Below are 26415 nucleotides of genomic sequence, written 5' to 3' on the forward strand. Positions count from 1 at the left end.
CCTGAGCCGGCCGGGGAGACCGATTTCAGTAATTCTCGAGGGTGGCAGTGGCCAAACCGGGAAAGTCTGTAATCAGGCTATCTACGCCGAAGTCGGCGAGCCTGCGCATCAGCGCAGGTTCGTTGACCGTCCACACGGACACGTGCAAGCCCTGACGCTGGGCCTTTTCCAGGCGCTCAGGGGTGCACAACGTCCAGTTCAGCGCCAGGTACTCACAGCCATAGTTCTGCGCGACCTTCAACGGGTCGAGCCAGGCGTATTCGGCGACGAGGCCGCGTGACAGGTCCGGGGTAAGCTCAACGGCCGCTTTCAACACCTCGCGCGAGCTTGAAGTCACGGTGACCTTGTCCATCAGGCCAAACCGTACCGCCATCTCGCGGATTGCCAGCACGGTGGTCGCTGCGCGGGTGCGCGACGCACTTTTGACTTCCAGTTGCCAGTGATCGAAATCGCACTGCTCGAACAGTGCTTCCAGGCGTGGGATCGGGCACGGCTTGACCCAGCCCGGGCCGCCTTTACGGGCGTCCATCTTCATAAGGTCGGCCGCCGAATACTCGACGACTTTGCCGCGTCGGTCGGTGGTGCGTTTGAGGGTCGGGTCATGGATGACCATCAGTTCGCCGTCCATGGACAGGTGCAAATCCAATTCGCAGCGGCGTACACCGTGCTTGAGGCATTCCTGAAAGCTGGTCAGGGTGTTTTCCGGTGCTTCGCCTTTGGCACCGCGGTGGCCATAAATCAGGGTCACAGTTGCTCCTATGCGCCAGGGTGTCCGGCGGGATGAATACAAAATCAGATGTCTTGGGCGTCGCTCTGTTCCCGCGCCAGGCGCCGTTCCTGGGCTTGTTTTTGCAGGATGTAGCGCGCCAGCAACTGGCGCTGGGCATCGGTCATGGCTTCGAACTCGGTGCCGATCTCAAACCCGCTGCCCTTGGGGTCGCAATGGGTCACCCGTGCGCGCAGTAACAGGCCGAGCGCCTGGGGCATCAATACCAGTTTGACGGCCAGGTGCGCGCCGGTGGCCAGTGGGGCGGGGTGTTGGAAGTCGATACCGCCCTCGGAAATGATCACTGGCTGCGGGGCGCCGACTTCGTCCAGCAGGCCCCGGGCCATGATCTGGCTGAGCAAATCCAGGCGTTTGTTCTGTACGCGCAGGAACGCCGCAAGGGTGCGATCCTTCTCGCTGAGCTGGCGCAGCAGGTGCTGGGCTTCGAATTCGCTGAGGTGCAGTTCGCTGAGCAGGTTGAACAGCGGCGAATCATCCAGCAACACTTCTTTGCTCGCTGCTTCGGGGACAGACAGGCTTTTGATTTGGAGTGCGATCATGTCGTCGATACGGTAGTATTCGCGGCGCTCTTCTTCATCTAATGTCGACATGGCGAACCCCAGGTAACGGTAATGGTCTGAGTGTAAAGCTGCTTACCAGACCCCGCCACCGGGACGTCTTCTTTTCCTCCGAACAAGCCCCGACATGTTCAGACCTCTCTTCGTATTTATCGGCACGCGTTATACCCGTGCAAAGCGTCGCAATCATTTTGTGTCGTTCATTTCCTTGACCTCGATGATCGGGCTCGCCTTGGGCGTGGTCGTGATGATTGTGGTGCTCTCGGTGATGAACGGCTTCGATCATGAGATGCGCACCCGCGTGCTGGGCATGGTGCCCCACGCGACCATCGAGGGCGATGCGCCGATCAGTGACTGGCAAAGCCTGGCCGACAAGGTCAGGCAGAACCCCAAGGTGCTGGCCGTTGCGCCGTTTACCCAGATGCAGGGGCTGCTGACCCACGACGGCAAGGTGCAGAAAATCCTGCTCAATGCCATCGACCCGCCCCAGGAACGCAAGGTGTCGATCATCGACAAGTTCATGCTGCAGGGCAAACTCGACGACCTGGCGCCCGGCGACTTTGGCATCGTGATCGGCGACAAGGCCGCAGCCAAGCTCGGTGTGGGCCTGGGCGATAAGCTCACCTTCGTCGCACCGGAAGTCACCGTGACCCCGGCCGGCATGTTCCCGCGCATGAAGCGCTTTACCGTGGTCGGCACCTTCCACGTCGGCGCCGGCGAGATCGACGGCTACCTGGGCCTGACGAACCTCACCGACCTGGCCCGCCTGCACCGCTGGCAGCCAGACCAGGTGCAGGGCCTGCGGCTGAAGTTCAACGACCTGTTCGACGCCCCGCGCGGCGCCTGGGAGATCGCTCAGCAGTTGGGCGAGAGCCAGTACTACGCCCGCGACTGGACCCGCACCCACGGCAACCTGTACCAGGCCATCCGCATGGAAAAAGCCATGATCGGCCTGCTATTGCTGCTGATCGTTGCGGTGGCCGCGTTCAACATCATCTCCACGTTGGTAATGGTGGTGAATGACAAGAAAGGCGACATCGCCATCCTGCGTACCCTGGGCGCCACGCCGGGCCAGATCATGGCGATCTTTATGGTGCAGGGCACGGTGATCGGCGTGGTCGGCACCTTGATCGGCACCGCCGTGGGCATTCTGGCCGCGCTGAACGTCAGCGCCGCCATCGCCCTGCTCGAAAAGGTGATCGGCCACAAGTTTCTCAACGCCGACGTCTACTTCATCGACTACTTGCCGTCCCAGGTTCAGGCCCAGGATGTGTTGATGGTGGGCGGCGCTGCGTTGCTCCTGAGTTTCCTTGCCACCCTGTATCCAGCCTGGCGCGCGGCACGTACCCAGCCAGCACAGGCCTTACGTTATGAGTGAATCGGGCATGAGTGAAAAAGCAATCCTGAGCTGCCGCAACCTGGGCAAATCCTACGAGGAAGGTCCGGAGTCGGTGGTGGTGTTGTCAAACCTTCAGCTGGAATTGCACCCCGGCGAGCGCGTGGCGATCGTCGGCAGTTCCGGTTCCGGCAAAAGTACCTTGTTGAACCTGCTGGGCGGCCTCGATACGCCGTCCCAGGGCAGCGTGTGGCTGGCGGGCGAAGAACTCTCGGCTCTGGGCGAAAAGGCCCGTGGCCAGTTGCGGAACCGCTCGTTGGGCTTCGTGTACCAGTTTCACCATCTGCTGCCGGAATTCACCGCGCTGGAAAACGTATGCATGCCGTTGTTGATCGGCAAGACCGCGATTCCGGAGGCGCGCCAGCGTGCCAAGGCGTTGCTCGAGCGCGTCGGCCTGGGCCATCGTCTGGAACACAAACCGGCCGAACTGTCCGGTGGTGAACGCCAGCGCGTGGCGATCGCCCGCGCCCTGGTGAACAACCCTGGCCTGGTGATGCTCGATGAGCCGACCGGCAACCTCGACTCGCACACAGCCCAGGGCATCAAGGATTTGATGCTGGAACTGAGCACCCAGATGCGCACCGCGTTCCTGGTGGTGACCCATGACATGAGCATGGCCCGGCAGATGGACCGCGTGCTGCACTTGCAGGAAGGTCATCTGGTCGCCATCTGACCCGTTTCAAGCCCGGCGCCTGGCGTCGGGCTTTTTCAATTTTTCAGGCGGTGCACGCGAATGTTCAGACCGTTATCGATTTTCATCGGCACGCGCTATACCCGCGCCAAGCGCCGCAACCGTTTTGTTTCGTTTATCTCGATGACCTCAATGATCGGCCTCGCCCTGGGCGTGCTGGCGATGATCGTGGTGCTGTCGGTGATGAACGGCTTCCAGCGCGAGATGAGCTCGCGCATTCTCGGCATGGTGCCCCACGCGACCATCGTCGGCGTTAAGCCGATCGATGACTGGCAGCCGGTGGCTGCCGCCGCGATGAAGAACCCGCAAGTGACCGCCGCCGTCCCGTTCACCCAAATGGACGGCATGTTCTCCTACAAGGGGGCGATGCAACCTATTGAAATCAGCGGCATCGACCCGGCCCAGGAAGGCAAGGTGTCGATCGTGGCCCAGCATATCGTGCGCGGCAAACTGGAAGACCTGAAGCCTGGCGAATTCGGCGTGGTGGTCGGTGAAATCACCGCACGGCGGTTTCGCTTGAACGTGGGCGACAAACTGACCCTGATCGTGCCGGAAATCAGCAGTGCACCGGGTGGCATCACCCCGCGCATGCAGCGGTTGAACGTGGTCGGGATCTTCAAGGTCGGCGCCGAGCTCGATGGCTCCATGGCGTTGATCCACATGGCCGATGCCGCAGAAATTCAGCATTGGCAGCCCAACCAAGTGCAGAGTGTGCGCCTGGCGGTGAAGGATCTGTATGCGGCGCCAAGCGTCTCGGCGGCTATCGCTACTGGCCTGGGCGCGGCTTACAAGGCCGATGACTGGACCCACACCCAGGGCAGCCTGTTCAGCGCGATGAAAATGGAAAAGACCATGATCGGCCTGTTGCTGCTGATGATCGTCGCCGTGGCCGCGTTCAACATCATTGCCACGCTGATCATGGTGGTGAACGACAAGGGCGCCGACATCGCGATCCTGCGCACCATCGGTGCCACGCCACGGCAGATCATGGCGATCTTCATGGTGCAGGGTACGGTGATCGGTATCGTCGGCACCATGATCGGTGGTGTGCTCGGGGTGATTGCGGCGCTGAACGTGAGTGAGCTGGTGGGCTGGTTCGAGCGGGTCAGCGGGCAACATATCTTCAGTTCGGATGTGTACTTCGTCAGCAACCTGCCTTCGGAGCTGCAAGGCGGCGATGTGGTGCTGATTTGCACGGCCGGGTTCGTGTTGAGCTTTCTGGCCACGCTTTACCCGGCGTATCGGGCGGCGAAGATCGAGCCGGCGCACGCGCTGAGATATTCGTAAGGTTTTAGATCGATATCGGGGGCTTGCGCCCCCGATAGGGCCGGGCCAGCCTGCTTCACTCTCCCTTGGGCAACTCGATCACAAACCGTGTCCATCCGGCCTCAGACTCACAAAAAATCCTCCCCCCATGCGCCCGCACAATCGATTGGGTAATTGCCAGCCCCAGTCCCGCATGCTCGCTGCTGCCTTCATGGCGTGCCGGATCAGCCCGGTAGAATCGGTCAAACAAGCGTGGTAACAACCGCGCCGGGATGCCTTCCCCGCTGTTCTCCACCGTCAGCGTTACACCCTCTGCACTCTGCGTCATGCGCACGCGTACTTCGCCGCCGGGTGGGGTGAACCGTAGCGCGTTATCCAGCAAGTTCGACAAAGCCCGCCGCAGCATGCCGCGATCTCCGGCCGTGTGGGCTATGCCCTTGCGCACCAGCGTGACCTGCGCGTCTTCTGCCACCAGGGCGAAAAACTCCAACAACGCTTCAACTTCATCGGCCAGTGCCAAGGGCTCGCGCCTCGGCATCAGCAAGCCGTGATCGGCCTTGGCCAGGTACAGCATGTCGTTGACCAGTTGTGCCATCCATTGCAGCTCCTCCAAGTTGCTGTGCAGCGCCTCGCGGTAATCCTCCAGCGCACGCGGCTGGGTGAGGATGACCTGGGTCTGGGTCAGCAGGTTCGACAGCGGCGTGCGCAGCTCATGGGCGATATCGGCGGAAAACGCCGACAGGCGCTGGAACGCGTCGTCCAGGCGGCCGAGCATGGCATTGACGGCCTGGGCCAGTTCCGCCAGTTCCACGGGCATATGGTGTTGGGGCAGGCGCTGGGTCAGGGAGTGGGCCGACACGCCGGCCGCCACTTCGCCCATGCGCCGTAATGGGCGCAACCCGCTGCGTGCGGCCCAGGCGCCGAGCAGCGCGGTGGCCAGGGCCGATAAGCCGACGGTCAGCCAGATCAAATGCTGCATACGTTGCAGGAAGTGCTGATGGTGAGTGATGTCGAGCAGCAGGCTCAGTTGGGGCGAGTCGGGCTGGCCGGCCGACAACGGTGCGTTGTAGACGCGGTAATCGATACCGGCGTTTTGCAGGTTGTGCAGGCCGGGGGCGGTGGGCAGGGTGATGGTTGGCGCATCGTCGAGCCAGCGCTCGCCGCCGGCGCTGATGCGCAGCGTGAGGTCGGGTTGGCGGTTGAGTTCGGCGCGCAGTTGTGCGGCTCGCTGGGCGAAGGACTGCGGCGAATCGACACCCTGCAAGGTGCTGCGCAGCGCGACGAGCCGGCTGTCGAGCTGCTGTTGGTCCAGCTCGATAAAGTGCGCCTCACTGGCCTGGTTGAACAGCACGCCGGCCAGCAGCGAGACCACGGCGGTGCAGGCGGCGAACAGCAGTGCCAGGCGGCTGGCCAGGGACAGGCGCTGGATCAATTGCACCGCTCCTCCAGCACATAGCCCATGCCGCGCACGGTGTGGATCAGCTTGGTGGGGAAGTTGTCGTCGACTTTCAGGCGCAGGCGGCGGATCGCCACTTCGATGATGTTGGTGTCGCTGTCGAAGTTCATGTCCCACACCTGAGAAGCGATCAGCGTTTTGGGCAGCACCTCGCCCTGGCGACGCAGCAGCAGTTCCAGCAGGGAGAACTCCTTGGCGGTGAGGTCGATGCGCTGGCCGTCGCGTTCGACGCGGCGGCGGATCAGGTCCAGGCGCAGGTCGGCCAGTTGCAGCGCGGTTTCCTGGGGCGCGCTGCTGCCACGGCGCAACAGGCTGCGTACGCGGGCCAGTAGTTCGGAAAAGGCGAAGGGCTTGATCAGGTAGTCGTCGGCGCCCAGTTCCAGTCCATGCACGCGATCTGCTACGGCGTCCCGCGCGGTGAGAAACAGCACCGGGATATCCAGGCCGGCGCCGCGCACCGCCTGCAGGATTTGCCAGCCGTCGCGACCGGGCAGCATCACGTCGAGGATCAGCAGGTCATAATCACCGGTCAACGCCAGGTGCTGGCCGCTGGTACCGTCGGCCACCAATTCGGTGGTAAAACCCGCCTCGGCCAGGCCCTGACGCAGGTAGTGGCCGGTTTTCGGTTGGTCTTCGACGATCAGCAGTTTCATGGGCGGCTCGGGCAGCGGGTGGCGAAGGGCTTTATACCGTGGCTGTCAGGCCAAGGGTGCAACCTGACAAAGTTGTAATCCAGCAGTCAGCTGGCTGGCAGCGGCGCCATCTTAGAGTGCTGCCAGAGCGGGTTATACCTTTTTGGAGAATAGCAATGATGTTGCGTACACCCTTGTTGTTGGCGGGTTGCCTGTTGGCGCTGAGTTTCAATGCATCGGCCGATACGGCCCACGCTTATGCGTTCGGCCAGCCGGCAGCGGCGGACAAGGCCACGCGTACGGTGCAAGTCACGTTGCAGGACATCGCCTTCTCGCCCAAATCCCTGAATGTGAAGGCCGGCGAAACCGTGCGCTTCGTCCTGGTCAACAAAGGCCAGTTGCTCCATGAATTCAACCTGGGCGACGCCGCGATGCACGCGGCCCACCAGAAGGAAATGCTGCAGATGCAAGCCAGTGGCATGCTCACCGCCACCGGCATGGGCAAGATGGATCACAGCGCCATGGGCCATGGTGAGATGGGCGGCATGAAGCACGATGATCCCAACAGCGTGTTGGTCGAACCCGGTAAAACGGCTGAGCTGACATGGACGTTCACTCGGGCCACGGGGCTGGAGTTCGCCTGCAACTTGCCCGGGCATTACCAGGCGGGCATGGTCGGCAAGCTGACCGTTGAGTAAGGCGTTTCTTAAGGGCGGGGGCAAAGGCTGGTAGACTGGCGCGGTTTATTTAGCCAGGTTTCCGCCATGCATCCCGCAGCCGAACATTCGCCGCTGGGCAAGTCCAGTGAATACATCTCCACCTACACCCCGTCGTTGCTGTTCCCGATTGCGCGTGCCGCCAAGTGGGCCGAGCTGGGCTTGAGCGCCGAGACCCTGCCCTATAAGGGCGTGGACTTCTGGAACTGCTTTGAATTGTCGTGGTTGCTGCCGTCGGGCAAGCCTGTGGTGGCGATCGCCGAGTTCAGCATTCCCGCCGACTCGCCAAACATCATCGAATCCAAGTCGTTCAAGCTGTACCTCAATTCGCTGAACCAGACGGCTTTTGCCGACACGCAAAGCCTGGAAGCGACCCTGTGCACCGACCTCAGCGCAGCCGCCGGCAAGCCGGTCAGCGTGCGTATCCGCAGCCTGGCCGAGGTCGAGGCCGAAGGTGTCATGGCGCTGCCAGGTGTGTGCATCGATGAGTTGGACATCCGCGTCAGTAATTACGAACACCCGCGTCCGGAGCTGTTGCGTTGTGACGACTCGCGCGTTGTCGAAGAGCGCGTGCACAGCCATTTGCTCAAGTCCAACTGCCCGGTGACCAGCCAGCCCGACTGGGGCAGCGTGGTGGTGGAATACCGTGGCCACGCGCTGGATCACGCCAGCCTGCTGGAATACATCGTGAGCTTTCGCCAGCACTCGGACTTCCATGAGCAGTGCGTGGAGCGCATCTTTCTGGACTTGCAGCGCCTGCTCAAGCCGCAGAAGTTGACCGTGTATGCGCGGTATGTGCGCCGTGGCGGGTTGGATATCAACCCCTACCGCAGTACCGAGGATGTGTCGTTCCAGAACGTGCGTCTGGCGCGCCAGTAACTGCAAAGCCCCGCGATTGCGGGGCTCTTGCTGTCAGATCCCGATGTTGCCCAGGGTGATCACGATATTGCGTAACGTCCCGGCGATGCCTGGGTGTTCCAGTTCGAAGCCTTCCACCGCGCGGTTCACATCGTCCGCGATACTCGGCGGCTGGGTGGCCGGTTCCAGTTCAAGTTGCACTTCAAACTTGGCAAGCAAGGCTTCCAACGCTTCACGTTTTTCGGCCGGCAGCGGCGGATCCTGTTCCAGTTGCTCGCGCAGGATGGTGACCTGTTCTTGCAGTTTTTCGCGGGCAGGCATGACGTTCTTCCTTTTATCGATAGGCACTGACATAGACCGCGGCACGCCGGGAAAGGTCTACGGGCGGACCTGTAGATTAATCCACCGGGGCCGACTGTGCATGATCTCGATCAGGGCTTCTCGCCTTTGAGCCGGCGTAGGCTGATGTCCGCCAGGCAGGTGGCCAGTTCGCCGAGGTGATCGATCACCGAGTGCACCCCCAAGCCATACAGCGCCACCGTGGCCTTGCCGCGCTTGTGTTCGCGTTCCTTGTCGCTCAGCGCCTGCCACTGCTCGGGCGCCAGGCCGCACAGTGAGCCGCAGGAGGCCAGGCCAATGGTCCATAGCCCGGCGTTCAACCCCGATTGCAGCAGGCGCGGCTCGCCGCTGACCAGCACGCAGCCTTCCAGGCGCTCGATGTTCAGTTCCATCAAGGCTTGCCAGCACGCATGGGGCGCGGGCCAGCGGATGGGGGAGGGCGAGGCGGCCTTGAGCCAGCCTGGCAGGCTGGCGGCCAGTGGCGTGGTGACAGAGGAGGGCAGTTCATCCAGCCAGGCGCAGGGCACGCCTTGCTCCTTGAGGCTACGCAGGATTTTCAGGGCGCCGGGTGTGGCCTGTGACTGTGCAGAGGAGGAGGCTGTGCGTGCCTGGGAACCAAAATCCACCAGGCAGCCACTCAGGCCGAACAACACGGCAGTCAAGGCGGGGGCGCTGGCATTTGCAATCTCGGCGTGAGGCATGTCGACATCCTTGAAATAGCTTTGACGCTATCGGCACCGGATGACAGACGGATGACAGCCTCGTCAATTGTAGGAATTTTGTCCATTTTGCATGGGACGTTTCCTGGCGACTGCCTAAACGGACACTTCCGTCATATACTGACGGCCTTATTCAGGGCATAGCGCCCATGACAGATCATTCAAGGAGTTAAAGCTATGCGCTGGAGCCACTACTTCGCTCAGCTATCGGTGTGTGCCACTGTCCTGTTGGCCCCTTTCGCCGCGCAGGCTGCGTCGGAAGATGACCCGTGGGAAAGTATCAACCGCCCTATCTTCACCTTCAACGATACCGTTGATACCTACGCCCTCAAGCCGTTGGCCCAAGGCTATCAGTGGATCACCCCGCAATTCGTCGAAGACGGTATCCACAACTTCTTCCGCAACATCGGCGACGTCGGCAACCTGGCCAACAACGTGCTGCAGCTCAAGCCTCACAATGCCGGTGTTGATACGGCCCGTCTGTTGGTCAATACCACGTTTGGCGTGCTGGGCTTTATCGACGTAGGCACCAAAATGGGGCTGCAACGTAGCGATGAAGACTTCGGTCAGACCCTGGGGTACTGGGGCGTGGGCAGCGGCCCGTATGTGATGATTCCGTTGCTGGGCCCAAGCACGCTGCGCGATGCGCCGTCCAAGTACGTAGACAGCTATACCCAGCCTTACCGGTATATGGATGATGTCTCGCTGCGCAACAGCGTGATGGGGCTGGGCATCGTCGACACCCGTGCCAGCCTGCTCGACAGCGAGAAACTGATCACGGGCGACAAATACACTTTCATTCGTAACGCCTACCTGCAGAACCGCGAGTTCAAGGTCAAGGACGGCAAGGTAGTTGACGATTTTTAAGCTGTGACGTTTTGAAATGAAAAAAAGGCGACCCCTGGCGGTCGCCTTTTTTGTGCGCGAATTCAGCGCATTTTCAGGATCTTGAGGCCCAGCTGCTGCTCCTCACCGACTGTTTTGGCCCACACCACTTCGGTGTCCGCCTCCAGGCCCTTGAGTGCGGCGTGCTCTGAATCGATGCGCACCGTTAACAGGTCGCCCACGTTGAATTGGCGGGGCGCCTGCACCTGCATGCCGGAGCTGGAGAGGTCTATGCAAACCCCCTCGATCTCTTGTCCTGCGTGGATCAGAGACACATCGGCATCCAGTCGCATGCGGATGAAATCGCGTTTCTCAGCGTAGTCGCGCTCGTGTTCGCTCATCGGTTCCATCCTTACTTTGTGTTGTGGTTGTGGCTGTTCTTATAACTCCCGGTGATTTGCGGTGTAAAGACGCTCGGCGACCATCGGCATGAGCTTGAAACGCCTGGCGGATGGGAGTACCGTCTGCGCCTTAGAAGGGCACCTCTGCTTTACAGTTGTGCGTGGGCAAAACGCCTATGCTTTGTAGGACAGAGAGGCTAGAAAGCGAATCCAGTAGTGTGAGTCCGGCCATTGCCGAGCCGCCTACGCCAACCTAATTCTGGCGCCGTTTGCCCACATGCAAAAAACCAGTGCCACGCTGCTGATAATCGATGACGACGAAGTAGTGCGCGCGAGTCTCGCGGCCTATTTGGAAGACAGTGGCTTCAGCGTCCTGCAGGCCAGCAATGGTCAACAGGGTCTCCAGGTATTCGAGCGCGACCAGCCCGACCTCGTGATCTGCGATCTGCGCATGCCCCAGATGGGCGGCCTTGAACTGATTCGCCAGGTGACCGAGCTTGCGCCGCAGACGCCGGTGATCGTCGTGTCCGGTGCCGGGGTCATGAACGACGCCGTCGAGGCGTTGCGCCTGGGCGCCGCCGACTACCTGATCAAACCCCTGGAAGACCTGGCGGTGCTGGAGCACTCGGTGCGTCGTGCTCTGGACCGTTCGCGCTTGCTGTTCGAGAACCAGCGTTACCGCGAAAAGCTTGAGACCGCCAACCGTGAACTCGAAGCCAGCCTGAACCTGCTCCAGGAAGACCAGAACGCCGGTCGCCAGGTGCAGATGAACATGCTGCCGGTCAGCCCCTGGACCATCGACGAATTCCAGTTCGCACACCAAATCATTCCGTCGTTGTACCTGTCCGGGGACTTCGTCGACTATTTTCGCGTGGATGAGCGGCGTGTCGCGTTCTACCTGGCCGATGTGTCCGGCCACGGTGCATCCTCTGCTTTTGTGACCGTGTTGTTGAAATTCATGACCACGCGGCTGTTGTTCGAATCCAAACGCAATGGCACCTTGCCGGAGTTCACGCCCTCCCAAGTGCTGGGCCACATCAACCGGGGCCTGATCAGCTGCAAGCTGGGCAAGCACGTGACGATGGTCGGCGGCGTGATTGATGAAGAAACCGGTCTTTTGACCTACAGCATTGGCGGCCACCTGCCGATGCCTGTTTTATACACTCCCGACAGTGTGCGTTACCTGGAAGGACGTGGTCTGCCCGTAGGCTTGTTCAATGAAGCGACCTACGAAGACCACATCCTGGAATTGCCGCCGACCTTCAGCCTGACGCTGATGTCCGATGGCATCCTGGACCTTTTGCCAGAGCCTACACTCAAAGAGAAAGAAGCGGCCTTGCCCCAACGGGTCAAGTCGGCGGGCGGCAGCCTGGATGGCCTGCGGCAGGTTTTTGGATTGGCCACGCTAGGGGAGATGCCGGATGATATCGCCCTATTGGTGTTGAGCAGGAATCTTTGATGAGTACCGGAAGAATCCAATTCGCCGAGCAAGACGGGACATTTGTCCTGAAGTTTGTCGGTGAAGTGCGCCTGACCTTGTGTTCAGCGCTGGATGCGACGATTGAGCGGATTTTCACTGCGCTGAATTTTTCGGCGATCGTGATCGATCTGACCGAAACCCGCAGCATCGATAGCACCACCCTCGGCTTGCTGGCCAAGCTGTCCATTCTGTCGCGGCAGAAGGTCGGCCTTTTGCCTACGGTCGTCACCACCCACGAAGACATCACCCGTCTGCTGCAGTCCATGGGTTTCGACCAGGTGTTCAACATTGTTGATCGCCCGATCCCGTGCCCGGAGTGCCTGACCGATCTGCCGTCCCAGGACCAGTCCGAGGAAGTGGTGCGGATCAAGGTGCTGGAAGCGCACAAAATTCTGATGGGCTTGAACGAGTCCAATCGCGAAGCGTTTCACGATCTGGTGAATGCGCTGGAACGGCATTGATCCCATAGGATCGGACGCACAAAAAAGGGCGGTACCCGTGAGGGTGACCGCCCTTTTTGCCGTGGCAGCTTTTACAGCTTGGCCGCCAACAGTGCTTCGAGTTTTTCCTGATCGCGCGCGAACTGGCGAATACCCTCGGCCAGCTTCTCGGTGGCCATGGCGTCTTCGTTGGACTCCCAGCGGAACTGCGCTTCGGTCATGTGTACGCGAGCTTCACCGGCGTGCCCTGGCGACAGTTTACGTTCCAGCTTGCCGGTGTCGGCCGCCAGCTTTTCCAGCAGGTCCGGACTGATGGTCAGGCGATCGCACCCGGCCAACTCTTCGATCTGGCTCAGGTTACGGAAGCTGGCGCCCATGACCACGGTTTTGTAGCCGTTAGCCTTGTAGTAGTTGTAGATGCGGGTCACCGACTGCACGCCTGGATCATCGGCGCCGGTGTAGTCGCTGCCGTTGGCTTTCTTGTACCAGTCATAGATACGGCCCACGAACGGCGAAATCAGGAACACGCCGGCTTCTGCGCAGGCCACGGCCTGGGCGAAGGAAAACAGCAGCGTCAGGTTGGTCTGGATGCCTTCTTTTTCCAGCTGCTCTGCTGCGCGGATGCCTTCCCAAGTGGAGGCGATCTTGATCAGCACGCGGTCACGGCCAACGCCGGCTTTTTCGTACAGGTCGATCAGACGGTGCGCGCGCTTGAGTACGGCGTCAGTGTCGAACGACAGGCGTGCATCCACTTCCGTTGAAATACGGCCCGGCACGACTTTCAGAATTTCTTGGCCTACCGCTACTGCAAAGCGGTCACTGGCCAGGCCCACATCGCCATTGCAGTCCTGTACGCACTCATCCAGCAGCTTGGCATAGCCGGGGATCGACGCCGCTTTGAGCAGAAGGGACGGGTTGGTTGTCGCATCCTGCGGCTTGAGCTTGGCAAGGGTGGAAAAATCACCCGTATCGGCGACAACGGTGGTGAATTGCTTGAGTTGTTCCAGCTTGGAAGTCATGGGCGTGCTCTGTCCTATGGGTCTGGTGACATTACCCGAGCGCCGACAGGCGCTCAAGGGCGCAAATGCGTTCGATCGTTTGCGAGGGCAACAACCTGAAAACAGCCGTTTGAATCACGGCCATACTGCTAACTAGGAGGCCAAAACCCCCGACAGGTTCAACCCAAGTTCCCCCCACCAACACGGCCCCATGTTGGCGCTGGCTTATCGTGGTGAGCAGGCTTGCCACAACAGTCCGGGGCCCCAACGTCTCACCGCCCCTCCAACAACTCCCCCGCCTGATCCAGCAACGCCAACGGATCACTTGCCTTATGAATATCCACCGACAACAACTGCCTGAACCGACGAGCTCCCGGAAAGCCGGTGCCCAACCCCAACACATGCCGCGTAATGTGATGCATCGCCCCACCACTGGCCAAATGCTCCGCAATATACGGCCGCAACTGCGCCAACGCCTCAGCCCGACTGATCACCGGCGCCTCACTGCCAAACAACTGCTGATCCACCTCCGCCAGCAAATACGGATTGTGATAAGCCTCCCGCCCCAACATCACCCCATCAAACACCTGCAAATGTTCCTGGCACTGCTGCAACGTCTTGATTCCACCGTTCAGCACAATCTCCAGTTCCGGGAAATCCTGCTTCAACTGCGCCGCCACGTCATAGCGCAACGGCGGAATGTCGCGATTCTCCTTCGGCGACAACCCCTCCAGAATCGCAATCCGCGCATGCACCGTAAAACTGGTGCACCCCGCATCCCTCACCGTGCCAACGAACTCACACAACTGGGAATAACTGTCACGCCCATTGATCCCGATACGATGCTTCACCGTCACCGGAATCGACACCGCATCCCGCATCGCCTTCACACACTCCGCCACCAGTGCAGGGTGCGCCATCAGGATCGCGCCGATCATATTGTTCTGCACCCGATCACTCGGGCAGCCGACGTTCAAGTTCACTTCGTCATAACCGGCCGCCTCAGCCATGCGTGCGCAGGCTGCGAGGTCAGCGGGAACACTGCCGCCCAACTGCAGCGCAAGCGGGTGCTCGGCTTCGTTGTGACGCAGGAAGCGGTCGTGGTCGCCATGCAGAATTGCGCCGGTGGTGACCATCTCGGTGTAGAGCAGGGCGTGCTTGGAGAGCAGGCGCAGGAAGAACCGGCAGTGACGGTCGGTCCAATCCATCATCGGGGCCACGCTAAACCGGCGTGACGGCTCTGAGCGTGAAGGGCTAGCGTTTACTGGGGATTTGGCTTTTTCAAAATTCATTAATACTGATCTTTTATACAGCGGTTTTTACCCGTTTTCCCTTTTTTTCTAAAGTCGGTTGCTACATTGTAGCGATCGAATTCGGCAATGTAGCAACTGGGAATGGGCACGATCACAGCACGTAAGCGCAAGGACAACTCGACAGCCTACACGGCGCAGATACGGATCAATCGGGATGGCAAAACAGTTTATCAGGAAAGCCGGACCTTCGATCGCAAGTGGGTTGCCCAGGCCTGGATCAAGCGCCGCGAGACGGAGCTGGCGGAGCCTGGTGCCCTTGAGCGTGCTAACCGAAAAGGCGTGACGATCAAGAAGATGATCGAGCAGTACCTGGACGAGTACGAGAAGATCCGGCCGCTACCCGCCGCGTGCGGGCTGTTCACGTTAGGAGTTTGTATGCCAATTACTCAGCAGCAGTTGCTGCAGATCCTCCCGAACGCCGGCCGCCAAGCCGGCGTTTTTGTATCCGCCCTAAACGCGGCCATGGCGAATCGAAAGATCGACACACCGAAGCGCCAGGCAGCATTCCTCGCCCAGGTCGGCCACGAGTCGGGCCAACTGCAGTACGTGCGTGAACTGGGGAGCGATCAATACCTCAGCAAGTACGATACCGGCCCGCTGGCTACAAAGCTGGGGAACACGCCTGCTGCTGATGGTGACGGGCAGCGATATCGCGGCCGTGGGCTGATCCAGATCACCGGCCACGACAACTATCTGCGTTGCAGCCTGGCGCTGTTCGGCGATGAGCGATTGCTCCGCACGCCGGAGCTGCTCGAACTACCGCAATGGACCGCTGAGTCGGCCGCGTGGTTCTGGTCGATTAACGGATTAAACGCGCTCGCGGATCAAGAGCAATTCAACACCATCACCCGGCGGATCAACGGCGGACTCAACGGTTTGGAAGATCGTTTGCAACTGTGGGCCAGGGCGAGGGCGGTGTTATGCGTATCTTCGACCTGATCCCCGCGCAATACCGGATTGCGGCGGTCGGCCTGCTGCTGGTGATGTTGGCCGCCGGATCTGCTGCCCTGGCCTGGACAGCTCAAGACTGGCGCTATGGCAAGCAGCTGGAGCACCAGGCCCGGCTCCATGCCGACACCCTCGGCGAGTTATCCCAAGCCGCTGCCGCCCTGCAGCGCAAAGAGCAGGACAAGCGCTTTGCCCTGGAGCAGCGCCTGCAGAACAAAGACGAAACCCACCACAAGGAATTGACCGATGAGCAAACGAAGCAGGCTCGTCTGCGTGATCGCTTGGCTACTGCTGATCTGCGGTTGTCAGTCGTACTCGCCGCCAGCGATGCCACCAGCAGCTGTTCAGTGTCAACCGCCACCACCACCGGCCGCGTGGTTCATGGCCCCACAAGAGTCCAACTTGACCCAGCGCATGCTCAACGAATTATCGGAATCACCGATGCCGGCGACCAAGGGTTGATCGCCCTGCGGGCCTGTCAGGCCTATGCAAAAGAAGTTTCTACACCGAAGTAAAAGGAGCGGCCGGTCAGGATGCGTCAACATTCAGCCCGGCCACCTTCCCCGCAGAATGCCCCTGCAAGTCCAGCCAAGGCTCCTGCTTCGTGCACAAAGCGGAGCGAGTCCGGCACTGTTTATCCATACAGTAAAGGTCTTGCTTTTTATGTCCACACCCATCATCCCTTGGATGGGCGGCAAACGCCGCCTGGCGACCGCCTTATCCCGCTCTTCCCACCCCACGAATGCTACGTCGAAGTCTTTGCCGGCGGCGCCGCGCTCTACTTCATGCGTCCCCAGGCCGCGCCGGTTGAAGTCCTCAACGACATCAACGGCGACTTGGTGACGCTGTACCGCGTGGTGCAGAACCACTTGGAAGAATTTGTGCGCCAGTTCAAATGGGCGCTCAGCTCCCGCCAGGTGTTCGAGTGGCAGAAGATGACCCGTCCTGAAACCCTCACCGACATCCAGCGCGCCGCGCGATTCTTTTACCTGCAGCACCATGCCTTTGCCGGCAAGGTGACCGGGCAGACGTTTGGCACCGCCACCACTGGACCGGCCATCAACCTGCTGCGGATCGAGGAGAACCTATCAGCAGCGTGGCAGCGACTGTCCGGCACCTACGTTGAGAGCCTGCCCTGGTTGGACTGTGCCGAACGATACGACCGGGCGCACACGTTTCATTACGTGGACCGCCTTACTGGCAGACCGCGGGCTATGGGGTGGATTTTCCGATTTTTTGCGCCGTTATTCCTTGTGCATCTCATGATCAACAAGTTTGTGTAGGGATTTTCCTACCAGGTCTCCCGATATCCCTACGGCAGAATGGGGATAGTCTGATAGTGGAAGTGATGTCTTATGGCCATCATCTATTTAAAGGAGGCGACTGCCGGACCGACGTCGGCCACTGCCTTTAACAGGAATGAAGATCTTGAAGGAGCAGACTTTAACCCTCTAGGTCGAATTGCCTTGCCTTCGACGATGATTTCAGTGTTCTGGCGCTCGTCGCTGGGAGGAGTCAGATCTTGCTGTCAAGAATAAAAAATAAACAAAGCATCGTGATAATTGACGAGTCTTCCGATGATGTTCTTACGCTCACCTCTCTTTTAGGCTGCTATGGATTATGCAATATAATTGCGTTTTCCAACTCAAGAGACGCGCTAGATTGGCTACTCCTGAACCCGTGGGACCTAGTTCTGCTTAACTTAAGTGAGCTAGCACCAAATGGTATGGAGATTCTTGAGTTACTTAAAGTGCGTAACCGCACGGAATTTCCCATTATAGTTTCAACTGAGATTGATGATACGAAAGCTAGACATAGAGGGCTCAAGAAAGGAGCAAATGATTTTATTTCAAAACCTTTCAATCCTCTCAAAGTAATGCCGAAGATTCGAGGGTGTTTAGAGTTGGCTCGGTCAGCCAAAACTCTGCGTAGAAATAAAGATGAGTTTGTACGCAGGATAGAGCAATGCACTGCGCAGTTAGAGTCTAGCTACAATGCGAATATTAGAACTTTATGCCGAGCAGCGTGTTATCGAGATGACGACACAGGTAACCATGTTCGTCGTATTGGCGACTCTGCCTATTTGCTGGCGTGCTCCATCGGCATGTCATTGAGTTGGTGTGAAATGATTCGCATAGCAGCGCCAATGCATGATGTCGGTAAAATTGGTATCGAAGATGCCATTCTGCAAAAAACAGGCGCATTGACAACTGCTGAACGGGAAAAAATGCAAGAGCACTCTCGAATCGGTTATCAAATCCTAAACGACCCAAATGGTTCTGCCGTTACCCAATTAGCAGCTGAAATTGCGCTTAGGCACCACGAACGCTGGGATGGCAAGGGATACCCTGACGGACTTCAAGGAGAGGAAATTCCTTTGTCTGCAAGAATAGTCGCAGTTTGTGATGTCTATGACGCTCTCCGAATGGCTCGTCCTTATAAGGGGGCATGGAGTGTGGAACAGTCCAAAAACTACCTCATAGAGGAAGCTGGCAAGCATTTTGATTCATTGCTAGTAGTGGCATTTTGCAATTTGATTGATGAGGTCGAAAAAATGCGAAGTTAAATTGAGAAACTAGGTGAGTACGCCCCGTGCTCACTAGGCAACTGGGAGCATAAAAATGCTCAGGAAATGTATTTGGATTTTGAGCGTCGAAGAAAAAAACTGTCAAATCAAAAATTTTCCATGAGCCTAACGAGAATAGAGCTCAGGATTCTCGTGATATTTTTAGAACAACCTAAACAAGCTATAAGTCACTACTCAATTGCTGAGCGTCTTGGTAAAAATCCAGATACCTATAAAGGCATCTGCATGTGTATAGGTAGGGTAAATACTAAGTTTAAAAAGCTCACCGGTGGGGATAAGCTGTTTGTATCTATAAGAAATCGTGGGTTTTATCTTAAGCAGGCCATACTACTGTTCGAAGTCGCACAGGCTTTTGGTTGGGTGTCTGAACCAAATTTATTTTATTGAGCCTCTCTAGGTTCTGTACGAAATCCTTTGAAACCGCCGTCACCGCACCTGAACACTGATATTCGGTAAAGTTCGCGCCCATCGAAGGCAGGAGGCCACGATGGTGAAACGGTACGAAATTCCCGATGCAGCCTGGGAGCTAGTTGCTGACCTCTTTGAACAACCCCGGCGCAATGGTCGGCCGAGAGCCGATGATCGTTTGATGCTCAATGGCGTGCTCTGGGTGCTTTGCTCAGGCGCCGCATGGCGCGACATGCCCGAGCGCTTCGGGCCCTGGTCAACGGTCTATCAACGGTTTCGGGATTGGCGTAACCAAGGAACGTTCGACCTGATGCTCAGGCGGCTGCACATTAAGCTGAACGAGCAAGGATTGATCGACCTGGAAACATGGATGATCGATTCCACAGCTATACGCGCAACCCGAGCTTCATCAGGCGCCGGGAAAAAAGGGGGCCAGATGAACCTTCAGACCATGCGCTAGGCCGCAGTCGCGGAGGCCTGACGACCAAGATTCATATGCTTTGCGACGCCAACGGCATACCGCTGCGTTTTCTACTTTCGGGCGGACAAGCGAGTGATATCTCGTATGCCCAGCCATTGCTCGATGAAGCCTATATCCCCAGTTTGCGCGGTCGTCCTCGCAAACGATGTCGCTGGCTTTTGGCCGACAAAGGCTACGATGCTGAGGCTCTGCGTCGCTACTGTGACCGTTACCGGATGCAGCCGGTAATCCCTCTGCGATCCATGAAACGCAAACCCAAGCCCGGTTTGCCTCGTTTGTTTGATCGGCCAAAATACCGGCAGCGCAACATCATCGAGCGCATGTTCGGCTGGCTGAAAGAAAACCGCCGCATCGTCACACGCTTCGACAAGCTCGCGAAAAGTTATGCAGCGATGGTCTCGTTAGCTTGTGCTATGCGGTGTTTGCGACATTACTTTTCGTACAGTGCCTAGCCAGAGTATCGGGATCAATGCCCGTTCTCGGGTTTGTTTGACCCGGCCTTCACGGTCCATGGAGGGGAACTGAACCAACTTATCGACGCTGGCGAAAATGGCGTAGGAGACGTCGTCAGCCGCTTTGGAATTTTCGAGAGCCACAAAGTTAGCTTCGTTTTCCAGATTTCTGAGTGCTTTTCAAGCCACTCAGCCCGCATTCCGGGTCCAGCGCCTCGCGCGCATCGTCGCTACCTGATCTTCTGTGGCGAATTTGCCTTGATCGGCTTCTTTTACTGCTAACCCAATCTGAGCGGTCAGCGTTTTTTCGTGCTCAATGTAGTCGCGGAGAACGTCCATCGCGAGGTAGGTCGCAGCCTGGCCGTTGGTTTTTGCCAGGTCGGCGAGAGAGTTGGACAGGTCTTCCGCTAGATTTAGGGATATCCCAGTCATGGCCGCCTCGAGGGTGGACGATTAAGCGCAGCTTACACCGTGGAGTACTCGCTTGAATCGGCAGACCGTCGAGAGGCCTTGACCGACCTCTGCCGTTCACTATGGGTGGGAGTCGACCCAAAGCGGCCTTCGAGCATCCTGGTCAGATAGTGTAATTACTGGGAGACAGCAGCGCTCAGCCTGTCATGCAGGCGGAAAGCCTTCATACGACTTTGGGAAGTATCCCCAAATTCTCAGAACGTCGGCGCGCACGTCAAACTCGAATCCAATTTGTGCAACCACCTTCGATATTTCGCCTGTATGGTCAATGGTTGTAGGCGCAAGCAGCCGTCCTTTTGAGGGGACTGCTTCCGACAAGCCAATGTCGAACCATTCGACGGACGCAAATGGAAACGGCAAATGGTAAAACCACTCGACATCCCACTCTGACACATATCCTGTGACGCACTTGGATCGGTAGGACGGACGCCACCCCTGAAGCGCGCGGAAATGATTGATCAGCTCATCCCACTTGGTATTGTTCGATGCGCTTGCCAAGTTTCTCGCAGCCACGGCAGCATGGATTTTCTTCCGTGTTGCATCATCATGGCCCGCGCCGGCCCTCGGTAGTTCGCCCATATTCAGTCCTATCGATTTTTTGGTGTTCAAGAATGAATGATCGCTTCTGGCCGTTATCTGCCTGACGCCTATGGCGGCAAGTCAGGTCGGAGCTATGGACCGAATGGGGCCCGATGGTACATAAACGGTCCGCGATAAAGATAAATCAGCTGTACGCCTTTGTTTCAAAGGCTCTTTGGTTCAGTAGTCCAAACCATTACAGGAAAGACAGAGTTATCTCGGGAGTGGTCCAAACTTTCTAGGAAATTTCCCACACTTGTCTCAGCTTGCCCGTCAGACCTCCCATCGCTAACCTCCTCAAGCCGCTACAAACCCAGCGGCCGGAGGTGGAAGTCCGTATTGCTAAGGCGTTTTAACTCCCGAAATTTGGAGCTTCGCCCATGCCTAACAAATCACGCAATTCTTATGTCGATCAAAACACTGCGCCCGTCGATGCCAAACTACAAACGGCTGCCCAACGAGCAATTCACCATTACCTGCCACCATCCGATGACGCTGCTCCCGTCGAACACCCAACCAGCCATATCTTCCTAGTCAGCCCCAACATCGACACCGAAACCCTCCTGGCCAACGCCTCCGAGCACCTCGATTCCGCCAACCAAATGGCCGCCACCCTGGCCTTCGACCTAGAAGACCCGCACCGCGCCATCATCCTTGGCATACAACAACTCATCGACCTGAGCGCTCTGCTCGTCGCCCGCGCCCAAGAGCAAGTCGCGCCTGCCGCCAGCCCAGCCACCGCCTGACCCCCAACCCCGCCGCCTGACCCCAAGGCGGCAACCTGAACCCCTGCTGTCACCGCGCAAAATTTCATAATCCCCAGTGCCTTTGAGGTCTACGATCCTCTTCAAGAGAGGACCCCCGCGCCTCAAGCCCACAGGGAACTGAAAACATGATCTCGAACCTGGTTAAAGTCGCGCTGATTGCTGGCACGTTGCTGTTGAGCGCGTGTTCATCCTCGTCCGCTGTGAACAGCGACCCGTGTTTTTCAGGCGGATGCCAGGCATTCGGTGACCACAGCCCCAGCAAAGCCGCCAGGATGAATTTTGGCGGCAGTGGGTTGGGAAGTAGTTATGGGGAGTATGGGTCGGGGTTGTTGCATGATGATTGATGCAGTGATGGTCAGTCAGTTGTGGGGTGACTGACCCACTGCTATCGGAAGCAGCCCCCTCCCACATGTGCTCGGTGGTGGGGCGCAAGTGTGGGGGTTAGTGGCCGCCTTTCATGCGGCGGGCGATGAGGTAGAGGCCAAGGCCGACCAGCGCGGTCACCGCGCCAATGTACCCGGTACTCGTCCAGCCATATCCCGCGGTAATTGCCATCCCGCCAAACCAGGGTCCTAGCGCGTTGGCCAGGTTGAACGCTGCGTGGTTGGAGGCCGCCGCCAGGCTCGGGGCTTCGTGGGCGATGTCCATCAGGCGGATTTGCAATGGCGCCGCCAGCGAGACCATGGTGCCGACCAGGCCGATGCCGAGCAGCACGCCCCATAGTGAGCCTGCAATGAAGGGGAACAGCAGCAGGATGGCGATCGACCACACCACGATCACACCCACCGCACGAAATTGCAGGCGGTCGAACAGCTTGCCGCCGGCGATGTTGCCGATGATGCCACCGACGCCAAACGCGGCGAGGCCGAAGGGGATCCATTGGGGCGAGACTTTGGTCACTTCGAGCATGGTTGGGGCCAGGTAGCTGAACACGCAGAACATCCCCGCAAAGCCAATCGCGCCGATGGACAGGGCCATCCACACCTGCGGTTTGGTAAAAGCGCGCAATTCTTTGCGTGGGTCGCTGCGGGGTTCGTCGCGGCGGTGGGGAACGAACTGCCAGACCAGGGCAATGGTGCACAGGGCGATGACGCTGACCAATGCAAACGCCGAGCGCCAGCCCAGGTGCTGGCCAAGGAAGGTGGCAATCGGGTTACCCAGCAACATCGCCAGCGTCAGCCCCATCATCACGCGGGCCACGGCGCCGGCGCGCTTGTCGGTCGGCACCATGCTTGAGGCGACCACGGCGGCAATCCCGAAATAGGCGCCGTGGGGCAGGCCGCTGATAAAGCGGAAGGCCACCAACGAGCCGAAGGTCGGGGTAAATGCAGTGGCGAAGTTCCCCAGTGCATACAGCCCCATCAATAGCAGCAGCATGTGTTTGCGCAGCAACCTGGCACCCAGGATCGCCAGCAGGGGCGCGCCGACCATCACCCCCAGCGCGTAGGCACTGATGGCGTGGCCCACTTGGGGTTCGCTCAAGTTCAGGTTGTGGGCGATGTCGGGCATCAGGCCCATGATCGCGAATTCGCCAGTACCGATCGCGAAAGCGCCCACGGCCATGGCCGCTTCCATCTTGGCGGCGCTGCGCGCGGGCAGCACGTGCGCGGTTGTTTGCTGGATAGACATGGATTGCCCTGTTTGGGTGTAAAGCAAGAAGGTGAGCGGCGGGTGCTACGCAAGCCGCGACGAAGGGTTCTAGAACAGCCGTTTACGCGAGAGTTCCGTGGGCAGACTGCCCTGTGACCGCACGTCGCGCCTGGCTGGCTTGACACATAAGCCGATCTGCCGGGTTAAAACCGGTGTTTTAGCACTGTCAATTGGCCAAACGACGCATAAACGCTGTTTAGCGTGATATTCTGCGCGCCGTCTTGGTCTAGGCTTTCTCTGGTGCGTACACCCGTATACGTCCCGGCGGATGGCTGGCGCCCAGGTAGCTGAAGCCAATAATGATAAGAAGTCAGCGCAGAAGGGACATAAAAGTGAGGCCGATACGTCGGTCTTGTGTGCCCACCCTGCGGCTCTCACGTGAATGTGCACACCCCCGCGATACGTTGCCTGGCGTAGCGTGATGGAGGGTTGCCCATGATCAGGGAGTGGTGGGGCGGATGGCGTTTTATCATAGGTGCTACTGATGTTTAAAAAAGTAAACACTGCCTTGCTGGGGCTGGCGTTGTCGATGGGGATCACGTCCGTTCACGCGCAAGAGACAAAGAAAGTCGATGTGCTGCTGATCGGCGGCGGCATCATGAGTGCGACCCTGGGTGTCTGGCTTAACGAGCTGGAACCGGACTGGTCGATGGAAATGGTCGAGCGCCTCGATGGCGTGGCCGAAGAAAGCTCCAACGGCTGGAACAATGCCGGTACCGGTCACTCGGCCCTGGCTGAGCTGAACTACACCCCGGAAAACAAGGACGGCAACGTTGAGATCCCGAAAGCGGTCGAGATCAACGAAGCGTTCCAGATCTCCCGTCAGTTCTGGTCCTGGCAGGTCCGTCAGGGCGTGCTGAAGAACCCGCGCTCGTTCATCAACACCACGCCGCACATGAGCTTTGTGTGGGGCGATGAAAACATCAAGTTCCTGAAAAAGCGCTACGAAGCCCTGCAGGCGAGCCCGCTGTTTGCCGGCATGCAGTACTCCGAAGACCCGGCACAGATCGCCAAATGGGTTCCGTTGATGATGGAAGGGCGTGACCCGAACCAGAAAATCGCGGCCACCTGGAGCCCGCTGGGTACCGACATGAACTTCGGCGAGATCACCCGTCAGTTCGTCGCTCATCTGCAAACCACGCCTAAGTTCGACCTGAAACTGTCGAGCGAAGTGCAGGACATCACCAAGAACGCCGACGGTTCGTGGCGTGTCAGCTACAAAAACCTGAAAGACGGCACCAAGACTGAAACCGACGCCAAGTTCGTGTTCATCGGCGCTGGCGGCGGTGCACTGCACTTGCTGCAGAAGTCGGGCATTCCTGAAGCCAAGGAATACGCAGGCTTCCCGGTGGGTGGCTCGTTCCTGGTGACCGATAACCCAACCGTTGCCGAGCAGCACCTGGCCAAGGCCTACGGCAAAGCATCGGTTGGCGCGCCGCCGATGTCGGTTCCGCACCTGGACACCCGCGTGCTGGATGGCAAGCGCGTGATCCTGTTTGGCCCATTTGCCACCTTCTCCACCAAGTTCCTCAAAGAAGGCTCGTACCTGGACCTGCTGACCAGCACCACCACCCACAACATCTGGCCCATGACCAAAGTCGGTATTCGTGAATACCCACTGGTCGAGTACCTCGCCGGCCAACTGATGCTGTCCGATGACGACCGCTTCAAGGCGCTGCAAGAGTACTTCCCGAACGCCAAGCAATCCGACTGGCGTCTGTGGCAGGCCGGTCAGCGTGTGCAGATCATCAAGCGTGACGAAGAGCAGGGCGGCGTCCTGAAACTCGGTACCGAAGTGGTCAGCTCCGCCGACAACACCATCGCAGGCCTGTTGGGTGCATCGCCAGGCGCGTCCACCGCGGCTCCGATCATGCTGACCGTGCTGCAGAAAGTGTTCAAGGACAAGGTTGCGACGCCTGAGTGGCAGGCAAAGATTCACCAGATCGTCCCGAGCTACGGCACCAAGCTGAACGACAGCCCGGAAGCCGTTGCCAAGGAATGGGCCTACACCGCCGATGTCCTGCAACTGCCGACACCGCCTGTGATTCCGCAAAAAGCGCCTGTCAAGGCGACCGAAGCGGCCAAGCCTGCGGCTGAGCCGAGCAAGCCGGCGTCTGATCTGGCGCTGTAACACGCTCCAGCAAAAGCCCGCTGAACCGGTAACGGTCAGCGGGCTTTTTTGCGGGCGTGGTGTTTATGGAGGAGGGCACGAGCGCTCGGCCGCGGCCAGTCCGATCCAGTCGCGCACTTCAGCGCGTCGGCCCTGGAGCGCTCAAATGTGGAAGTTGTGTTTAACCTGGTCATACACATGCAGCGCCAGTGCGTTGCTACTGTCGCAGAGCAGGTACAGATGATGCTCCGGCAGTGGCGGCAACGTGATGCCGGCGATCTGCTGAGTCAGTCCTTCGCCCATGCGACTTTCCTCGATCAGGCCCACCGCGACGCCGCTGCGTATACAGGCTTCGACAGCCGAAGAGTTGGGGCTCTCCAGCAGCACGCGATGATAAGTCCCGTGGTCCTTCAGCATTTGTAACGCCGCTGCACGATACGGGCAGCCGGCAACGGGTACCGTAATGGGCAGGGCGGCGTTCGGCGTGTGGCTGAAGTGCTCGGCCGCTACCCACAGCGGCTGCACGGGCCCCAGCCGTTCGCCCTGTGCCAGCGGCTGCGCGCTGACGGTGATCGTCAGGTCCAACTGGTTCGCCATGAACATATTCAGCAACTCACCGCTGGTGCGCGCTTCGACTTCCAGTTCCAGCAAGGGGTTGTCGGCGATCAACTGCGGCACGCATGCCTGGATGAACGCGGGGGCATACGTATCGGGTATTCCCAGGCGGATCTTGCCCTGCATCCGTTGAGGCATCAGCGAGATGAGCAGACGGTCATGGCTCTTGAGAAACTCAGTGGTTTCGCCCAGCAGTTTCTTGCCGTAGAGCGTCAACTCCACGCCCTGGTTGTTACGGCTGAACAGACGCTGGCCAATCTGTTTTTCCAGCTTCTGGATCTGAGTCGTCACCGCTGAAGCGCTGCGATGCACATGGTCTGCCGCTTCGTTGAAGCGTCCAAAGCGCGCGACGGCGTGGAAGGTGCGCAGTAGATCAATGTTCAATTGTTTGGTCATGATTCTGCTTTTCCGGATTGGTTATGCCGGTTATTCAAATATACATAAGCATGTGCGCTCTTTAGCCTTGGGGTCAA

The 26415-nt window shown here is 58.9% G+C and carries 29 protein-coding genes and 1 pseudogene; 17 read left to right on the top strand and 13 right to left on the bottom strand.

From position 1 onward, the window contains the following. Window positions 1–25: 25 nt before the first annotated feature. Window positions 26–748: a glycerophosphodiester phosphodiesterase family protein gene (locus tag PSH59_RS07875; protein WP_305394730.1), complete on the bottom strand. Its 723-nt coding sequence runs from the start codon at window positions 746–748 to the stop codon at window positions 26–28. Between the two features lie 44 nt (window positions 749–792). After that, window positions 793–1377, bottom strand: coding sequence for a PilZ domain-containing protein (locus PSH59_RS07880; RefSeq protein WP_305394731.1), 585 nt, complete (start codon window positions 1375–1377; stop codon window positions 793–795). A gap of 94 nt (window positions 1378–1471) precedes the next feature. Here PSH59_RS07880 and PSH59_RS07885 point away from each other — a divergent pair, with 94 nt between their 5' ends. The 3 genes from PSH59_RS07885 to PSH59_RS07895 are packed head-to-tail and all read left to right on the top strand — an operon-like array spanning window position 1472 to window position 4718. After that, window positions 1472–2722, top strand: coding sequence for a lipoprotein-releasing ABC transporter permease subunit (locus PSH59_RS07885; RefSeq protein ID WP_305394732.1), 1251 nt, complete (start codon window positions 1472–1474; stop codon window positions 2720–2722). Between the two features lie 7 nt (window positions 2723–2729). Continuing rightward, entirely contained in the window at window positions 2730–3413 is a 684-nt protein-coding gene (gene lolD / locus PSH59_RS07890) for a lipoprotein-releasing ABC transporter ATP-binding protein LolD (RefSeq protein ID WP_017477213.1), read from the top strand. A 60-nt stretch (window positions 3414–3473) separates the two neighbouring features. Then, a complete protein-coding gene (locus PSH59_RS07895; RefSeq protein WP_305394733.1) occupies window positions 3474–4718 on the top strand; it encodes a lipoprotein-releasing ABC transporter permease subunit in 1245 nt (414 codons plus the stop codon). 55 nt (window positions 4719–4773) lie between these two features. Here the strand turns inward: PSH59_RS07895 and PSH59_RS07900 are convergent, their stop codons facing one another. Continuing rightward, window positions 4774–6129 carry a heavy metal sensor histidine kinase gene (locus tag PSH59_RS07900; protein WP_305395275.1) on the bottom strand — a complete coding sequence of 452 codons (1356 nt, stop codon included), beginning with the start codon at window positions 6127–6129 and terminating at the stop codon, window positions 4774–4776. Beyond that, window positions 6126–6806, bottom strand: a complete 681-nt coding sequence (locus tag PSH59_RS07905; protein ID WP_248076591.1) for a heavy metal response regulator transcription factor — start codon at window positions 6804–6806, stop codon at window positions 6126–6128. The genes PSH59_RS07900 and PSH59_RS07905 overlap by 4 nt, the downstream gene beginning before the upstream one ends. Before the next feature lie 155 nt (window positions 6807–6961). Between PSH59_RS07905 and PSH59_RS07910 the strand changes: the two genes are divergently transcribed. Further along, window positions 6962–7483, top strand: a complete 522-nt coding sequence (locus PSH59_RS07910) for a cupredoxin family protein (RefSeq protein ID WP_305394734.1) — start codon at window positions 6962–6964, stop codon at window positions 7481–7483. A gap of 66 nt (window positions 7484–7549) precedes the next feature. Continuing rightward, on the top strand, window positions 7550–8380 hold the full coding sequence (queF, locus tag PSH59_RS07915; RefSeq protein ID WP_305394735.1) for an NADPH-dependent 7-cyano-7-deazaguanine reductase QueF: 831 nt from the start codon (window positions 7550–7552) through the stop codon (window positions 8378–8380). Between the two features lie 33 nt (window positions 8381–8413). On the opposite strand, the gene PSH59_RS07920 is transcribed toward queF, so the two are convergent. Both PSH59_RS07920 and PSH59_RS07925 read right to left on the bottom strand, forming a co-directional pair. Next, complete coding sequence (locus tag PSH59_RS07920; protein ID WP_248076585.1) at window positions 8414–8680, bottom strand: DUF4404 family protein; 267 nt, start codon at window positions 8678–8680, stop codon at window positions 8414–8416. A gap of 110 nt (window positions 8681–8790) precedes the next feature. Next, window positions 8791–9399: an HAD family phosphatase gene (locus PSH59_RS07925; RefSeq protein ID WP_248076583.1), complete on the bottom strand. Its 609-nt coding sequence runs from the start codon at window positions 9397–9399 to the stop codon at window positions 8791–8793. Window positions 9400–9594: 195 nt separating this feature from the next. Between PSH59_RS07925 and PSH59_RS07930 the strand changes: the two genes are divergently transcribed. Continuing rightward, on the top strand, window positions 9595–10284 hold the full coding sequence (locus tag PSH59_RS07930; RefSeq protein WP_248076582.1) for a VacJ family lipoprotein: 690 nt from the start codon (window positions 9595–9597) through the stop codon (window positions 10282–10284). Between the two features lie 62 nt (window positions 10285–10346). On the opposite strand, the gene PSH59_RS07935 is transcribed toward PSH59_RS07930, so the two are convergent. After that, window positions 10347–10643, bottom strand: a complete 297-nt coding sequence (locus PSH59_RS07935; protein WP_305394736.1) for a PilZ domain-containing protein — start codon at window positions 10641–10643, stop codon at window positions 10347–10349. Between the two features lie 277 nt (window positions 10644–10920). On the opposite strand from PSH59_RS07935, the gene rssB reads away from it, so the two are divergent. Together rssB and rssC are read left to right on the top strand one after the other, a co-directional pair. After that, complete coding sequence (gene rssB, locus PSH59_RS07940) at window positions 10921–12102, top strand: two-component system response regulator RssB (protein WP_248076580.1); 1182 nt, start codon at window positions 10921–10923, stop codon at window positions 12100–12102. Beyond that, window positions 12102–12584: an anti-sigma factor antagonist RssC gene (gene rssC, locus PSH59_RS07945; protein ID WP_010566476.1), complete on the top strand. Its 483-nt coding sequence runs from the start codon at window positions 12102–12104 to the stop codon at window positions 12582–12584. Before rssB ends, rssC begins: the two co-directional genes overlap by 1 nt. 71 nt (window positions 12585–12655) lie before the next feature. On the opposite strand, the gene tal is transcribed toward rssC, so the two are convergent. After that, window positions 12656–13582, bottom strand: a complete 927-nt coding sequence (gene tal / locus PSH59_RS07950) for a transaldolase (protein ID WP_248076579.1) — start codon at window positions 13580–13582, stop codon at window positions 12656–12658. 251 nt (window positions 13583–13833) lie between these two features. Then, window positions 13834–14853 carry a tRNA dihydrouridine(20/20a) synthase DusA gene (gene dusA, locus PSH59_RS07955; protein ID WP_305394737.1) on the bottom strand — a complete coding sequence of 340 codons (1020 nt, stop codon included), beginning with the start codon at window positions 14851–14853 and terminating at the stop codon, window positions 13834–13836. A 396-nt stretch (window positions 14854–15249) separates the two neighbouring features. On the opposite strand from dusA, the gene PSH59_RS07960 reads away from it, so the two are divergent. From PSH59_RS07960 to PSH59_RS07985, 6 genes and pseudogenes are all read left to right on the top strand, one after another. Beyond that, on the top strand, window positions 15250–15813 hold the full coding sequence (locus PSH59_RS07960) for a glycoside hydrolase family 19 protein (RefSeq protein ID WP_305395276.1): 564 nt from the start codon (window positions 15250–15252) through the stop codon (window positions 15811–15813). Beyond that, the gene (locus tag PSH59_RS07965; RefSeq protein WP_305394738.1) at window positions 15795–16337 is read left to right on the top strand and encodes a lysis system i-spanin subunit Rz; all 543 of its coding nucleotides are present in this window, start codon (window positions 15795–15797) and stop codon (window positions 16335–16337) included. Before PSH59_RS07960 ends, PSH59_RS07965 begins: the two co-directional genes overlap by 19 nt. Before the next feature lie 148 nt (window positions 16338–16485). Further along, window positions 16486–17053: pseudogene (locus PSH59_RS07970) on the top strand (DNA adenine methylase); the annotation flags it as partial. Window positions 17054–17344: 291 nt separating this feature from the next. Next, window positions 17345–18388, top strand: a complete 1044-nt coding sequence (locus PSH59_RS07975; RefSeq protein ID WP_305394739.1) for an HD-GYP domain-containing protein — start codon at window positions 17345–17347, stop codon at window positions 18386–18388. 72 nt (window positions 18389–18460) lie between these two features. Beyond that, complete coding sequence (locus PSH59_RS07980) at window positions 18461–18796, top strand: hypothetical protein (protein WP_305394740.1); 336 nt, start codon at window positions 18461–18463, stop codon at window positions 18794–18796. 100 nt (window positions 18797–18896) lie between these two features. Continuing rightward, a protein-coding gene (locus tag PSH59_RS07985) for an IS5 family transposase (protein ID WP_248076422.1) occupies window positions 18897–19750 on the top strand; the annotation gives its coding sequence in 2 pieces (ribosomal slippage) (window positions 18897–19238 and window positions 19241–19750; 852 coding nt in all). A 189-nt stretch (window positions 19751–19939) separates the two neighbouring features. Here PSH59_RS07985 and PSH59_RS07990 read toward each other — a convergent pair. Together PSH59_RS07990 and PSH59_RS07995 are read right to left on the bottom strand one after the other, a co-directional pair. Next, on the bottom strand, window positions 19940–20182 hold the full coding sequence (locus PSH59_RS07990) for a CopG family transcriptional regulator (protein ID WP_305394741.1): 243 nt from the start codon (window positions 20180–20182) through the stop codon (window positions 19940–19942). A 183-nt stretch (window positions 20183–20365) separates the two neighbouring features. Continuing rightward, on the bottom strand, window positions 20366–20830 hold the full coding sequence (locus tag PSH59_RS07995; protein WP_305394742.1) for a DUF6678 family protein: 465 nt from the start codon (window positions 20828–20830) through the stop codon (window positions 20366–20368). Between the two features lie 350 nt (window positions 20831–21180). Here PSH59_RS07995 and PSH59_RS08000 point away from each other — a divergent pair, with 350 nt between their 5' ends. Beyond that, window positions 21181–21546 carry a DUF6124 family protein gene (locus PSH59_RS08000; protein WP_305394743.1) on the top strand — a complete coding sequence of 122 codons (366 nt, stop codon included), beginning with the start codon at window positions 21181–21183 and terminating at the stop codon, window positions 21544–21546. A 146-nt stretch (window positions 21547–21692) separates the two neighbouring features. Next, window positions 21693–21911: a hypothetical protein gene (locus tag PSH59_RS08005; protein ID WP_248076563.1), complete on the top strand. Its 219-nt coding sequence runs from the start codon at window positions 21693–21695 to the stop codon at window positions 21909–21911. Between the two features lie 97 nt (window positions 21912–22008). On the opposite strand, the gene PSH59_RS08010 is transcribed toward PSH59_RS08005, so the two are convergent. Continuing rightward, on the bottom strand, window positions 22009–23196 hold the full coding sequence (locus tag PSH59_RS08010; protein ID WP_305394744.1) for an MFS transporter: 1188 nt from the start codon (window positions 23194–23196) through the stop codon (window positions 22009–22011). Between the two features lie 505 nt (window positions 23197–23701). Between PSH59_RS08010 and mqo the strand changes: the two genes are divergently transcribed. Beyond that, a complete protein-coding gene (gene mqo, locus PSH59_RS08015; protein WP_305394745.1) occupies window positions 23702–25348 on the top strand; it encodes a malate dehydrogenase (quinone) in 1647 nt (548 codons plus the stop codon). 141 nt (window positions 25349–25489) lie between these two features. Here mqo and PSH59_RS08020 read toward each other — a convergent pair whose 3' ends face one another. Continuing rightward, entirely contained in the window at window positions 25490–26338 is an 849-nt protein-coding gene (locus tag PSH59_RS08020) for a LysR family transcriptional regulator (protein ID WP_305394746.1), read from the bottom strand. Window positions 26339–26415 lie beyond the last annotated feature (77 nt).

Origin of the sequence: Pseudomonas sp. FP2309, from assembly GCF_030687575.1 — a bacterium.
Lineage (GTDB): Bacteria > Pseudomonadota > Gammaproteobacteria > Pseudomonadales > Pseudomonadaceae > Aquipseudomonas.

Coding starts and splice junctions, on each gene's coding strand:
- tal (WP_248076579.1), bottom strand. CDS start 13,582: ATGACTTCCAAGCTGGAACAACTCAAGCAATTCACCACCGTTGTCGCC.
- rssB (WP_248076580.1), top strand. CDS start 10,921: ATGCAAAAAACCAGTGCCACGCTGCTGATAATCGATGACGACGAAGTA.
- PSH59_RS07880 (WP_305394731.1), bottom strand. CDS start 1,377: ATGTCGACATTAGATGAAGAAGAGCGCCGCGAATACTACCGTATCGAC.
- PSH59_RS08020 (WP_305394746.1), bottom strand. CDS start 26,338: ATGACCAAACAATTGAACATTGATCTACTGCGCACCTTCCACGCCGTC.
- lolD (WP_017477213.1), top strand. CDS start 2,730: ATGAGTGAAAAAGCAATCCTGAGCTGCCGCAACCTGGGCAAATCCTAC.
- PSH59_RS07885 (WP_305394732.1), top strand. CDS start 1,472: ATGTTCAGACCTCTCTTCGTATTTATCGGCACGCGTTATACCCGTGCA.
- dusA (WP_305394737.1), bottom strand. CDS start 14,853: ATGAATTTTGAAAAAGCCAAATCCCCAGTAAACGCTAGCCCTTCACGC.
- queF (WP_305394735.1), top strand. CDS start 7,550: ATGCATCCCGCAGCCGAACATTCGCCGCTGGGCAAGTCCAGTGAATAC.
- mqo (WP_305394745.1), top strand. CDS start 23,702: ATGTTTAAAAAAGTAAACACTGCCTTGCTGGGGCTGGCGTTGTCGATG.
- PSH59_RS08000 (WP_305394743.1), top strand. CDS start 21,181: ATGCCTAACAAATCACGCAATTCTTATGTCGATCAAAACACTGCGCCC.
- PSH59_RS07910 (WP_305394734.1), top strand. CDS start 6,962: ATGATGTTGCGTACACCCTTGTTGTTGGCGGGTTGCCTGTTGGCGCTG.
- PSH59_RS07960 (WP_305395276.1), top strand. CDS start 15,250: ATGCCAATTACTCAGCAGCAGTTGCTGCAGATCCTCCCGAACGCCGGC.
- rssC (WP_010566476.1), top strand. CDS start 12,102: ATGAGTACCGGAAGAATCCAATTCGCCGAGCAAGACGGGACATTTGTC.
- PSH59_RS07925 (WP_248076583.1), bottom strand. CDS start 9,399: ATGCCTCACGCCGAGATTGCAAATGCCAGCGCCCCCGCCTTGACTGCC.
- PSH59_RS07905 (WP_248076591.1), bottom strand. CDS start 6,806: ATGAAACTGCTGATCGTCGAAGACCAACCGAAAACCGGCCACTACCTG.
- PSH59_RS07930 (WP_248076582.1), top strand. CDS start 9,595: ATGCGCTGGAGCCACTACTTCGCTCAGCTATCGGTGTGTGCCACTGTC.
- PSH59_RS07920 (WP_248076585.1), bottom strand. CDS start 8,680: ATGCCTGCCCGCGAAAAACTGCAAGAACAGGTCACCATCCTGCGCGAG.
- PSH59_RS07895 (WP_305394733.1), top strand. CDS start 3,474: ATGTTCAGACCGTTATCGATTTTCATCGGCACGCGCTATACCCGCGCC.
- PSH59_RS07990 (WP_305394741.1), bottom strand. CDS start 20,182: ATGACTGGGATATCCCTAAATCTAGCGGAAGACCTGTCCAACTCTCTC.
- PSH59_RS08005 (WP_248076563.1), top strand. CDS start 21,693: ATGATCTCGAACCTGGTTAAAGTCGCGCTGATTGCTGGCACGTTGCTG.
- PSH59_RS08010 (WP_305394744.1), bottom strand. CDS start 23,196: ATGTCTATCCAGCAAACAACCGCGCACGTGCTGCCCGCGCGCAGCGCC.
- PSH59_RS07935 (WP_305394736.1), bottom strand. CDS start 10,643: ATGAGCGAACACGAGCGCGACTACGCTGAGAAACGCGATTTCATCCGC.
- PSH59_RS07965 (WP_305394738.1), top strand. CDS start 15,795: ATGCGTATCTTCGACCTGATCCCCGCGCAATACCGGATTGCGGCGGTC.